This is a genomic window from Halomonas sp. GXIMD04776, assembly GCF_049808615.1.
In the GTDB taxonomy this organism is placed as follows: Bacteria; Pseudomonadota; Gammaproteobacteria; order Pseudomonadales; family Halomonadaceae; genus Modicisalibacter.
The window spans coordinates 66,611-78,527 of sequence record NZ_JBNCAN010000023.1 but is presented as its reverse complement, the minus strand read 5'-3'; the positions used below and the strand labels follow the sequence as shown (position 1 = coordinate 78,527).

The following is an 11,917-nucleotide window of genomic DNA, read 5'->3' as shown; positions in this document are numbered from 1 at the left end:
CGATTTCGGTGACTGCTCACCGCATCGCTCACAAGCGCCCACATGAATTACCTGATCAATTGTTAAAGAGCCGGCCGATGCCTCTCGGGTATCCCCTCGTCGGCAGCAGCGGATGCGTATCCTACGGGTTCATTGCCTTGAACGCAAGAGGTTTTTACTTTTAACGAGTATCATCCCTTCTGTGGCAGCAATACATTCAATTCTGTCAGCGCAGCTTCCAACTGGGGCAAACCACGAACCTGGATTGCCTTGCCCCCCATCTGTTGCGCTGCTTCGATACACTCGGGATTATCATCGAAAAAGATGAACTCTTCGGCGGGTTGCGCCATGCGTTCAAACACTGTGCGATAAGCTTCCGGTTCAGGTTTACGCTGACCAATCTCATGAGAGACAAACAGCGTTTCAAAGGGCCCGGCAAGACCATAATCATCAATCAGCCGGCGCCAATGAATGGGGTTGCTGTTGCTCAGTACGGCGCGGCGATAATGGGGGTGAATACGCTCGATCAAGTCGAATGCACCCGGAAAAGGTCCTCGCATCCACCTGTCGTACACCGCCAGAAAGGCATCAGAGGTCATGTCCAGCTCAAGTTCGGCGACCGCTGCCTGGGCGAAGCCGGCGCCATCGGCATACCCCTTTTCAAACGGCTTGAGCGGCTCGAACTCCATCCAGAATCGCCTTGCTTGTTCGTGGTCGAGACGCCCATCAGTCAGTTCGACAAGCCCATTCGTGCCGTCCCAGTCCACAAGCACCCCGCCCACATCGAACAACAACACCTTGCGACTCTGCATGACCACACTTCCCCACTCCCCCTAGTGACGCATAAGTATGACCAGTTCTCGTGGGCCATGTACACCGTAAGCCAGCGTCTGTTCAATATCCGCGGTCTTGCTTGGCCCCGATATCAATAGCGCGTTGGTCGGCATGTTACCGGCCCAGTCGTGGGCCGCAATAACATCGAAGAAGGTGTCCTCGATGGCATCGGCGTCAAGCACTGCAATATGCAGTGGTGGCACCAGGCTCAGCCGGCGCGGCTCGTCGGATGTCGGCCAGAGCCACAGACTGCCGGTCTCGGCGATACCCCCACGAGTCGAGGTCAATCCAGCCTCAAGGATATCGAACTGCTCCCGCTGCCAGTCTTCGATATCGCGGTCAACGTCAATCAGTTCGATGTCACCTCTGGCCAGCGCCTCCCTCGCCTCAACGGCAACCGGATGTTCGCGGCCCATCCCCAAGCGTTTGACGTTCTTATCGGTGAGCACCTTCTTTAGGGCATCTGTCCAATTCGTTTTATCGGTATGAATCACCTCACCATGCACCGAGGTGATTTTTTCCTCGAAATGGGCCAGGCGCTCATCATGCGTCCAGTTACGTCCACCCATCACGCTAAAATCGGAAACAGGTGCCATCAAAGGACCGTCGGTGCGTTCACGTAGACGTTTAAGAATTGAGTCGCGAGCGCTCACTTTTCGCCCTCTTGCTTACTAGCGCGTTGATGACGCTTGACTAGCGCATGAAGAGACGTAGAGGCAGGCTTGGGTGCAATACGATAGCGCGTCCATGGCCCCAGGCTTGAGGGTGTCAATGCACGAAACTTTCCTGCCATGCTCGCGCTTGCACGCCAGGCCCCAGGGTGAGTAGACAGCCATTGCCAGCCTTTCCAGGCCAGCACCTCCTTGAGATTGCGTTTGACCCCGGCGCCTTCGACATTACCGCGCCCTTCGCCCACGGCCTCCTTGCGCAGACGCACCAGCAGATCGGGAATCGGAATCCTGACCGGACACACTTCGCCACAGGCACCGCATAAACTTGAGGCGCTGGGCAGATCCTTGGTCGCCTCGAGCCCCTGTAGGTGCGGCATGAGGATACTACCGATAGGACCGGGATAAGTGGTGCCATAGGTATGACCACCGACACGGGTATAGACCGGACAGTGATTCATGCAGGCACCGCAACGAATACAGCGCAAGGTGTCGAGCAGTTCGTCATCCTGGTAGATGGAAGAACGTCCGTTATCGACCAGCACCAGATGAACCTCCTTGGGGCCATCGTGCTCTCCGGACTTGCGCGGACCGGAAATCATGTTGAAGTAGGTCGTCACGTGCTGGCCGGTCGCGGAGCGCGTCAGCAACGCATATAACGGTGGCACGTCACGCAGATGCTCCACCACCTTCTCGATACCGGTAACGGCGATGTGCACCGGCGGCACCGTGGTGGTCATGCGCCCATTGCCTTCATTCTCGACCAGGCACAGCGTTCCGGTCTCGGCGACGGCGAAGTTGACTCCGGAAAGACCCACATCCGCAGCCATGAAACGCTCACGCAACTGATGACGCGCCGCAGCGGTAAGGTAGTCGACGTCTCGCGTCTTGTCGGTTCCCGTCTTGCTATGCATTATGTCGGAGATCTCATCGGTATTGAGATGAATCGCCGGCATGATGATGTGCGATGGCGTCTGCTCGTTGAGCTGGACGATATATTCACCCAGGTCCGATTCCAGCGCCTCGATACCCGACTCCTCGAGATAAGCATTGAGATGCATTTCCTCGGAGACCATCGACTTGCCCTTGATCACACGCTTGGCGTCCCGCGCCTCGCACAAATCGCGAATGATACGGCAGGCTTCATCAGCATCCTGCGCCCAGTGCACCTGAATACCATTGGCCTGACAATTGGCTTCGAGCTGCTCGAGCAGATCCGGCAGCTTGGCCAGTGCCCGCAAACGAATATTGGCCCCCAGGTCGCGCAGCACTTCCACATCCCAGTCACCAAAGGAATCGCGACGCTTGGTCATCAGACCATCCATCGCATTGCGGAAATTGCTGCGAATCTGGGGGTTGCCCAGCGCATCATGGGCCTGACGGTGAAACGCCTGAGGCGTATAGGTTTGAACGCTCACGAAGTGCGCCTCCATAGGTAGCTGGCGATATGCTCACCTTTCACAGGCCGCTTCTGGTGTTCGAATCGCCCGGCAATGTTCATCAGACAACCACAATCGGAGGTCACGAAATGCTCGGCATCTGCCGCCTCGATGGCCCTGGACTTGTCGTCGACCATTGCCGCCGACACCTCGGGATGGCGTACTGCGAAGGTGCCCCCGAAACCGCAACATTCGCTGGCTCGCACCTGCTCCACCAGCGTTACCGAACCCAACTGCTTGAGAAGCGCCGGCCCTGTTTCCGCCAGCCCCATCTCGCGGCGGGCGCTACAGGATGTGTGCATGGCCACACGTTGCGGCGCGCCCTTGTCGCCAAGCTGAACGTGGCAGACATGCACCAGGAACTCGGTCAGCTCGAAGATACGATCCGCCACCTCTCGCGCCTGCACTTCTTGATCGGTGCCGGCAAAGAGTGACGGATAATGCGTTCGCATCATGCCCCCGCAGGACCCGGAGGGCACGATGATCGGCCAGGGTTCGGGAAACAGATTCAACTGCGCTTTAGCGACCGCACGGGTTTCATCATGATAGCCCGAGGTATAAGCCGGCTGACCGCAACAGGTCTGATCCTCGGGAAAGATGACCTCGATACCCTCCCGTTCCAATAGGCGAATAGCATCGAGTCCGGCCTCGGGGTAGAACATGTCGATAAGACAAGTACCGAAGAAGTACACCTTTTCAGGCCTGGGTGGATAGAGCTTGAGTGATGTCATGATGAGTTTCCTGAACTAGCCTCCGAACCCCGCGCCGCAACGCGGGGCTTAATCGCCATCGGGAGGGCTCCGTCAAATTGGTAAAACCAATTAACATTCAATATTGCCGAACTTTAGAAGCAAGACGCTACGCACGTCAAACACATCACGCCGCCTTTGGCACTAAGCCGCCTCTCGTTTTGCCGAATGCCTTAGGAGCATAATACTTGCACCGATTACGTGATATTCGCCATTAGTCATTGGCAACTCAAGGTTTCAAGGCTAGTATTGGTCTTACCAATTGAGGTCAATGACAACTCTTTAATCTGTTTTTATACCAAGTTCCCGAGTATCACCCATGGTCTACCAACCCGTCCGGCAACCGCGCATTGCCGATGTCATTACCGAGCGTCTCGAGACGATGATCCTCGAAGGCAGTCTTACGCCGGGGCAACGCCTGCCGCCAGAGCGGGAACTGGCGGAACGCTTTGGCGTGTCGCGGCCATCATTGCGGGAAGCCATTCAGAAGCTTTCGGCCCGGGGCCTACTCATCAGTCGACAAGGGGGCGGCACCTTCATCAGTGAAGAACTCAAGAGTGGTTACAATGATCCACTGCTTGAGATGCTTTCACGTCACCAGGAGTTTCAACTCGATCTACTCGAGTTCCGTGACGCCCTGGAAGGTATTTCGGCCTACTACGCGGCGCTTCGCGCGACTTCCGCAGACAAGGCCTTGCTTGTTCGTCGTTTCGAGGAGCTCGATACATCCTACGCCGAGCCTTCATTGCAAAGCGATCCGCATCGCGAGGCCAAGGCCGATGCCGCTTTCCATCTTGCGATCGCCGAATCCGGCCATAATGTTCTTTTACTGCATACCATACGCGGCATCTTCCATCTGCTGGAGAAAAGCATCGTCTCCAACCTGGCCTATCTATTCGAAAGACCCGGCTCTCGGGAACAGCTGATGAACCAGCATCGAGCGCTACTCAACGCCATTCTTGACGGTCGCGCCGAGGATGCCCGCGCCTGTGCCCACGAGCATCTTGTCTTCGTCGAAAAAGGACTGCATGAGTTGGAGCGTGCTGAAACTCGCAACCAACGGGCCTTGCGGCGGACAAGATCGTTGCCAGAGCACCCTGACTGAACCTAGAAGGAGTGGCCTTGAACGAACATTACGGCCAGAACTGCATGCCTTGAGACATAAGCACCGTTAGAGCCGACCAGGGCGGCAGCCAGGGAATAAGGGCGATCGTCACCAATAGCATGAGCAGCGAATTGAGCGGCTGATGATAATCGAAGAGCTTGAGGGCCGTGCCAAAGGAACGTTTGACTCGCGCACCGACCAGGTCAACGCTATAGCATTCGTCCAAGAGCAAATGAATCACTGCCCCAATCACCAGCGCTAGCCCGTGGGCCCATGACATCCAGGCTGTCTGCGAAAATACCTGGTAACTGGCGGTTGTTACCAGCGCGCCTCCCAAGAGGGCCGCGAGCAGGGAATGCCAGATACCACGATGGACAGAAAAGTGCTTGAACACCGCACTCAATGCATAGCGTATACCAAGGAAAAGCGCGCCACAGGCTATCAACAATATGCCTGGACTCAGTCGCTCCTGAAACAATAACGCACCACTCACAGTCGCTAACGTGGCGAACAGGGTGAAGATCAGACGAACGGCGTGCGAATTATCGGAATCGATGTCAGGGAGAATGCCGCCCAAAGCCATTAGCACGGCTAGCGGCGCCGCTGCAGCCAGTGACCATAGTGATACCTGCCACCCCCCCAGCCCCACGAGCGTACCCACGGCAGTGGCGACACCTAAATGAGTACGAAAATCGGCCATGAAAAATCTCACACTGGATAAAAAACCAGAGTATGAGCTTTATGGCCTGATAAAACAATTAGTTGCCGGATGGCGACACTCAGAGCAGGAAGGCCTAGCCTTGCTGTTCATCCGCAAGATATTGGTCCTTGAGCTTGACGTAATTACCCGCCGTGTACGCAAAGAACTCTCGCTCACTCTCTTTGAGCTCGCGCAGGGGCTTGGCGGGATTGCCGGCATACACATGGCCGCTCGCCAGGGTCTTGCCTGGCGTTACCACCGCGCCAGCGGCAATGATCACCTCGTCTTCGACTAGTGCGCCATCCATGATGATGGACCCCATGCCCACCAGGATACGGTTGCCCAGCGTGCAACCATGGAGAAGGGCCTTATGACCGATGGTGACATCATCGCCGATGGTCAGCGGATGGCCACCGGGATTGAAATCGCTGGCATGGGTGATATGCAGCACGCTGCCATCCTGCACGCTAGTTCGCGCGCCGATCCGGATGCGATGCATATCGCCACGCACCACCGTCATCGGCCATACCGAGCAATCATCGCCCAATACAACATCGCCCAGCACCACACTGGCAGGATCGACATACACCCGTTCGCCGAGCTGCGGTGTCTGCCCCTGAAAGGTTCTAATCGCCATATTCCACTCCTTAAATGACTCATTCGACTTCAGAATAGGCCAGACACCAACACCACGACCACCAACGGGATCGAAACGAAGCGCACGAGCGTTTGCCAGAGGCGAAACCCCTTGGCGTCGATACCCAGAGCACGCTGCGCCGTCTCCTGGGACATGACCCAGGCAGCAAAAATTGCAATCAGCAAACCGCCTATCGGCAGGAAGATATCGGTAGGGATCGTGGTCACCAGGTCGAAAAAATTCATCTTGCCGATCCAGTACACCTCGGCCATGGTCGAAAACGACAATACCGAGAGCATGCCTGCCGCCCACACCAGCGCACCGATCACCGCAGTGGCGTAACCGCGCTTGAGTCCCGCATCCTGCAAGGTGACCACCATCGGCTCGGCCAGATTGATCGACGATGTCCAGGTGGCCAGCAACAGCAGTAGAAAGAAGATACCCAGCCATAGGGAACCGCCCGGCAATTGGGCAAAGGCGATGGGGAGCGTCACGAACATCAACCCTGGGCCTTCGCCCGGATCCATGCCCTGGGAGAACACCACCGAGAAAATAGCGATACCCGCTAGAAGAGCGACCGAGATGTCTAGCAGCGCCACCGCGATCACGGCGCGCGGCAGGCTCTGATGCTCCGGCATGTAAGCGCCGTAGGCCATCAGCGCGCAGGCACCTAGCGCCAAGGTGAAAAAGGCATGACCCATGGCATTCAACACCACAGACGTGGTGATCGCCGAGGGCTCCGGGGTAAACAGCCAGGCCATGGCAACACCGAAGCCATCCGTCGTGGTGGCGTAGATGGCGAGTATCAACAACAATAGATACAAAAGCGGCATCAGCAGATTGTTGAGCTTCTCCAGACCACCCGAGATGCCTGCTGCAACAACGGACATTGTCAGCAATAGAAACAGAGTATGATTGAAGGTCATGCGCAGTGGATCGGCAAGAAACGCATCGAAGCTGGCGCCAATCTCCTGGGGTGAGCGGCCAGCAAAATTACCGTTGATCGAATCGATCAGATACTCGATCGACCAGCCCGACACCACCGAATAGAACGACAGAATGAAAAATACCGTGATCCCGCCAAACAGTCCCAGCCAGCGCCAGTGCGGGGTAGCGCCGGCCTCTCGGGCAAGATGGGCAAGCGCCTGCATGGGACTGCGCCGCCCCGCGCGCCCGATCAGAATCTCGGCCATCATGACCGGCAGGCCGAGTGCCACCACGAAAGCGACATACAGCACTAAAAAGGCGGCCCCGCCATTTTCACCCGTCATGTAGGGGAAGCGCCAGATGTTACCCAGCCCCACGGCGGCGCCGGTTACCGCTAGAATAAATGCACGCCGTGTACTCCAGCGCTCCAAGGTTTCGCCCATGTGCCCCTGCCTGCCTTATGTTTATGTTTGGTGAAACCGAACATCCCAACATCGAAGGCGCAAGCCTAGCAGGCTGGCGCATGGCGGCCAATCTTCTGCGAGCGTTATTGAAACGCGGCCCCGGCGTCCGCATCTAAATGAACCATCACTTCCCTGCGACAAGGAACTGCGTCCATGCCCAACAATCCATTGCTCGAGAGCCATACTCTGCCGCCCTTCGGCGATATTCAGCCCGATCATGTGGTCCCGGCGATCGAGCAGATCCTCGACGAAAATCGCAACGCCATCGACCGGCTGGTCAAAAAAGCCAGCCGGGAGTCCCCGCGCTGGTCGACCCTGGCGGCGCCGCTTGAGGAACTCAACGACCGCCTATCCCAGGCCTGGTCGCCGGTATCGCATCTGAACGGCACCATGAATACACCGGCACTGCGTGAGGCGTACCAATCCTGCCTGGCGATGCTCTCTGATTACGGCACCTGGTTGGGGCAGCATGAAGGACTGTTCCAAGCCTATCAGGCGCTCAAGAATTCCTCGGCCTACAACGATCTCGATCATGCCCAGCACCGCTCGATAGACAACACCCTGCGCGACTTCCGTCTCGCCGGCGTCGATCTGCCTACCGAGCAGAAACGGCGCTATGGTGAAATTCAATCACGCCTATCGGAGCTGTCCAATCAGTTTTCCAATAACGTGCTCGACGCCACCCAGGCCTGGTACAAGGATATCGAAGACGCCTCGATGCTCGACGGCCTGCCCGAGAGTGCGCTAGACACCCTCAAGGCCAATGCCGAGCCCAAGAATGTCGAGGGCTATCGCATTACCCTGGACTTCCCGAGCTTCTTTCCGGTGGTGACCTACGCCAACGATCGCGAGCTTCGCCAAGAGGTGTATACCGCCTTCGCCACCCGGGCATCGGATCAGGGGCCCAATGCGGGTGAATACGATAACGCCAAGCACATCGAAGAGATCCTGGCGCTGCGTCATGAGCTGGCCCAACTGCTGGGCTTCGAGACCTATGCCGACTACTCGCTGGCCACCAAGATGGCCGAGTCACCGACCCAGGTACTCGACTTCCTCGACGACCTGGCACGCCGCGCGCATCCTCAGGCCCAGGAAGAGTTCAACGAGCTCGAGGCTTTCGCCCAGGAAACACTCGGGCTCGCAGATTTAAAACCCTGGGATATCGGTTACGCCAGCGAGAAGCTGCGCGAATCCCGCTATGCCATTTCTCAGGAGCAGCTACGCCCCTATTTTCCGACGCCTAAGGTCATCGATGGCCTGTTCAAGGTCACCGAGCGGCTCTATGGCGTGCGATTCGTCGAAGATGATAGCGCTCCGCGCTATCACCCAGACGTGCGCTTTTACGAGATCCGCGAAAGCGATGTACCGATTGCCGGTTTCTATCTCGATCTCTACGCCCGCGAGGGCAAGCGCGGCGGTGCCTGGATGGACGAGTGCCGCGTGCGCCGTCAGCGCGAGGACGGCAGCCTGCAGCTACCGGTGGCCTACCTGACCTGCAACTTCACCCGCCCGGTAGGCGATAAGCCGGCCCTGCTGACTCACGACGAAGTGACCACGCTGTTCCACGAGTTCGGTCACGGTCTGCACCACATGCTGACCCAACAAAGCGTTGCCGATGTCTCGGGCATCAACGGTGTGGCCTGGGACGCGGTGGAGTTGCCCAGCCAGTTCATGGAAAACTTTTGCTGGGAGCGCGAGGGGCTCGATTTGATCGCCGCTCATGTCGATACCGGCGAGCGCCTGCCGGATGACCTGCTCACCAAGCTGCAGGCCGCGAGGAACTTCCAGTCGGCCATGGGCATGCTGCGCCAGATCGAATTCTCACTGTTCGACTTTCGCCTGCATCACGAGTTCGCCGAGCCCACGGCGGGGGACGTTCAGGCGCTGCTCGACGAGATTCGCGACAAACTTTCCGTGGTGCCCCGGGTCGAGTTCAACCGCTTCCAGACCAGCTTCGGCCATATTTTTGCTGGCGGTTATGCGGCAGGCTATTACAGCTACAAGTGGGCCGAGGTGCTTTCGGCGGATGCTTACAGCGCCTTCGAGGAAGCCGGCGTCTTCGATAGGGATACCGGCGCACGCTTCCGTCAGGAGATCCTCGAGCAGGGCGGCTCGCGAGATGCGGCGGAGCTGTTTCGCGCCTTTCGCGGTCGCGATCCCAGCGTCGAGCCCCTGCTACGCCATAGCGGCATTCGTGCAGCCTGAGGGAGAGAATTCATGTCGACACCCAAACGCTTCATTGCCGGCGCCATCTGTCCGCGCTGCGCGGCCATGGATCGTGTGCGCACCTGGGAGCAGAACGGTATTCGTTATCGCGACTGCGTCTCCTGCGACTTCTTCGAACAACTGCCGATCGAGCAGCCAGCGAGTGCGCAAGAACTCGAAACCCGAGTCAACCGTACCCGGGAAGAGCAGAAGAAAAGCGACGTGCAGGCCGTTCGCATCCTGGACCCCAAAGGCTGATCACGCCCATATTCGAAAAGGCCTCCACTTATCGGAGGCCTTTCATTTATCTACGGGCATGCAACAACCCGGCCTACTGCTTGTCGACTGTGCCGCAGGCGATGCGTGAACCGCCGCCGCCCAGCTTGGGATGATCGAAATAGGTATCGCCACCCTCGTGAACGATCAGGGCACGATCCTTCAGATCCGATACCTTCAGACGCGGTGCCAGTACCGGCGTGGTCGCACCCCCCTCCTCATCGACCATCAGAATCGGCAGGTCGCCGAGATGGCCTTGGCCGTAAGGCCCCTGATGAGTGCCAGCTTGTTCAGGAGCGTAATGACCGCCAGCAGCAGCGGCTGCGGTTGCCTGACCGTTCATCTCCAGAGGCTCGCAGTTCGCGTTCTCGTGCACATGGAACCCATGCGCACCGGGCTCCAGCCCCGCCAGATCCGGCGTGATCAGCAAACCGTACTGAGTATCCTCTATCTTGACCGTTCCGATGCTATCACCGACGCCCTGGTCGTTGACTTCATGCATCTCGATTTCCTGGGCGGCGTGTGCAGTGGCAACCAACGCGAACGAGGCGCTAATAGCGATCATCAGATTGCGCGAAGAGATCATATCCACTCCTATCCTTGGGTTGAGCGTGCTCCCCAAGACTAGCCAATCATCTTGGCGGCTTACAACTCATTGTAGACCGCCGTCATGGAGAAAGAGCTTAGAAGCATCAACCAATACTCTTGTAATGACATTAACTGACACGACCGGATTCAACGTTTGTGCAGTTTACAGGCCACTACGACTAGTGATTTAAATGACAGGTCAACCACGATTCAGAACAACAAGCAGGGAGTGATCCATGTCCACTCAACAGCAGGCCAAGCGCACCAACTTCATCCATCGCCTCAATACGACATTGATCGCGGGAACTCTGGCGGCGGGTCTAGTCGCCACCGGTAGTGCCCAGGCGCAAGATGATCGTGAGGGATGGCCGCAAAGCTTCACCGTCGGTACCGCAAGCCAAGGGGGGACTTATTTCGTCTATGGCTCCGGCTGGGCCAACCTGATCGCCGACCAATTGGGTCTTTCCGGCGGTGGCGAGGTGACCGGCGGGCCGACCCAGAACCTGGCGCTGGTGCACAACGGCGAGGTCGCCTTCGGCCTGACCACCATGGGCCCGGCCAGCGACGCCCTGTCGGGCAAGAGCCCTCTGGCCCCCGGGGTCGTCATGGACAACGTCTGCGCCATGTTCCCGATGTACGAGACGCCCTTTTCGATCACCGCCCTGTCGGACTCCGGTATCACCTCGATTTCCGAGATCCCCGACGGCGCCACCATCGGCTTCGGTCCTGCAGGGTCAACCTCGGACACCTATTTCCCGGCCATCCTCGAAGAGCTGGGTGTCGATTTCGAGCGGCGCAACGGTGGCTGGAACGATCTTGCCGGGCAGCTCCAGGATGGTCTGATCGATGTCATCGCCTTCGCCGCGGGCATTCCAATTCCCGCCGTCAGCCAGCTCGAGGTGCAGACCGACGTGAACATCATCGAGTTCACCGAACAGGAGCAGGCCAAGGCCATTGAGGCATTCCCGGTCTCGGCGTTCACCATCCCCGCCAGCACCTACTCGACCCTCGAAGAGGAGTCCCGCGTGGTGTCGATGTGGAACTTCGCCATCGCCGGCTGCGACCTGCCGGATGACTTCGTCTACGAAGCCACTCGCATCACCATGGAAAACAACGACAAGATGCGTTCGATCCATCGCAGTGCGGAAACCACGGTGCCGGAGAACCTCAAGTACAACGAGGTCATTCCCTTCCATCCCGGTGCAGTGCGCTGGTACAAGGAAAATGGCTACGAAATCCCCGAGGACATGATCCATCAATAAGGCAAGACGCCTTCGATCGGTACGGGAGTGGTGCTTACTGGCGCCGCTCTCGATCTTGCCTTGTCATGACTACTCAACGGTGAT

12 protein-coding genes are annotated in these 11,917 nt (G+C 58.0%); 4 read left to right on the top strand and 8 right to left on the bottom strand.

The annotated features are described in order from the left end of the window. Positions 1 to 170: 170 nt before the first annotated feature. From ACPF7Z_RS15380 to ACPF7Z_RS15365, 4 genes are read right to left on the bottom strand one after another with little or no spacing between them, the layout of a single operon-like run. Positions 171 to 791, bottom strand: coding sequence for an HAD family hydrolase (locus ACPF7Z_RS15380; protein ID WP_425194138.1), 621 nt, complete (start codon positions 789 to 791; stop codon positions 171 to 173). A gap of 21 nt (positions 792 to 812) precedes the next feature. Beyond that, complete coding sequence (locus ACPF7Z_RS15375; RefSeq protein ID WP_425194137.1) at positions 813 to 1,466, bottom strand: LutC/YkgG family protein; 654 nt, start codon at positions 1,464 to 1,466, stop codon at positions 813 to 815. Further along, positions 1,463 to 2,899: a LutB/LldF family L-lactate oxidation iron-sulfur protein gene (locus ACPF7Z_RS15370; RefSeq protein WP_425194136.1), complete on the bottom strand. Its 1,437-nt coding sequence runs from the start codon at positions 2,897 to 2,899 to the stop codon at positions 1,463 to 1,465. Before ACPF7Z_RS15370 ends, ACPF7Z_RS15375 begins: the two co-directional genes overlap by 4 nt. Beyond that, the gene (locus ACPF7Z_RS15365; protein WP_425194135.1) at positions 2,896 to 3,651 is read right to left on the bottom strand and encodes a (Fe-S)-binding protein; all 756 of its coding nucleotides are present in this window, start codon (positions 3,649 to 3,651) and stop codon (positions 2,896 to 2,898) included. Before ACPF7Z_RS15365 ends, ACPF7Z_RS15370 begins: the two co-directional genes overlap by 4 nt. A gap of 337 nt (positions 3,652 to 3,988) precedes the next feature. Here ACPF7Z_RS15365 and ACPF7Z_RS15360 point away from each other — a divergent pair, with 337 nt between their 5' ends. Further along, positions 3,989 to 4,774, top strand: coding sequence for a GntR family transcriptional regulator (locus tag ACPF7Z_RS15360; RefSeq protein WP_425194134.1), 786 nt, complete (start codon positions 3,989 to 3,991; stop codon positions 4,772 to 4,774). A 28-nt stretch (positions 4,775 to 4,802) separates the two neighbouring features. Here the strand turns inward: ACPF7Z_RS15360 and ACPF7Z_RS15355 are convergent, their stop codons facing one another. The 3 genes from ACPF7Z_RS15355 to ACPF7Z_RS15345 form a co-directional block, all read right to left on the bottom strand. After that, positions 4,803 to 5,474, bottom strand: a complete 672-nt coding sequence (locus tag ACPF7Z_RS15355; protein WP_425194133.1) for a metal-dependent hydrolase — start codon at positions 5,472 to 5,474, stop codon at positions 4,803 to 4,805. Positions 5,475 to 5,568: 94 nt separating this feature from the next. Then, positions 5,569 to 6,111 carry a gamma carbonic anhydrase family protein gene (locus ACPF7Z_RS15350; protein WP_425194132.1) on the bottom strand — a complete coding sequence of 181 codons (543 nt, stop codon included), beginning with the start codon at positions 6,109 to 6,111 and terminating at the stop codon, positions 5,569 to 5,571. A 29-nt stretch (positions 6,112 to 6,140) separates the two neighbouring features. Continuing rightward, positions 6,141 to 7,481, bottom strand: a complete 1,341-nt coding sequence (locus ACPF7Z_RS15345) for a sodium-dependent transporter (protein WP_425194131.1) — start codon at positions 7,479 to 7,481, stop codon at positions 6,141 to 6,143. Between the two features lie 174 nt (positions 7,482 to 7,655). On the opposite strand from ACPF7Z_RS15345, the gene prlC reads away from it, so the two are divergent. Both prlC and ACPF7Z_RS15335 read left to right on the top strand, forming a co-directional pair. After that, a complete protein-coding gene (gene prlC / locus ACPF7Z_RS15340; protein WP_425194130.1) occupies positions 7,656 to 9,707 on the top strand; it encodes an oligopeptidase A in 2,052 nt (683 codons plus the stop codon). Positions 9,708 to 9,719: 12 nt separating this feature from the next. After that, on the top strand, positions 9,720 to 9,965 hold the full coding sequence (locus ACPF7Z_RS15335) for a YheV family putative zinc ribbon protein (protein ID WP_425194129.1): 246 nt from the start codon (positions 9,720 to 9,722) through the stop codon (positions 9,963 to 9,965). Between the two features lie 73 nt (positions 9,966 to 10,038). Here ACPF7Z_RS15335 and sodC read toward each other — a convergent pair whose 3' ends face one another. Next, on the bottom strand, positions 10,039 to 10,569 hold the full coding sequence (gene sodC / locus ACPF7Z_RS15330) for a superoxide dismutase [Cu-Zn] SodC (protein ID WP_425194128.1): 531 nt from the start codon (positions 10,567 to 10,569) through the stop codon (positions 10,039 to 10,041). A gap of 238 nt (positions 10,570 to 10,807) precedes the next feature. Between sodC and ACPF7Z_RS15325 the strand changes: the two genes are divergently transcribed. Then, positions 10,808 to 11,833 carry a TAXI family TRAP transporter solute-binding subunit gene (locus ACPF7Z_RS15325; RefSeq protein ID WP_425194127.1) on the top strand — a complete coding sequence of 342 codons (1,026 nt, stop codon included), beginning with the start codon at positions 10,808 to 10,810 and terminating at the stop codon, positions 11,831 to 11,833. The last annotated feature ends 84 nt before the right edge of the window (positions 11,834 to 11,917 follow it).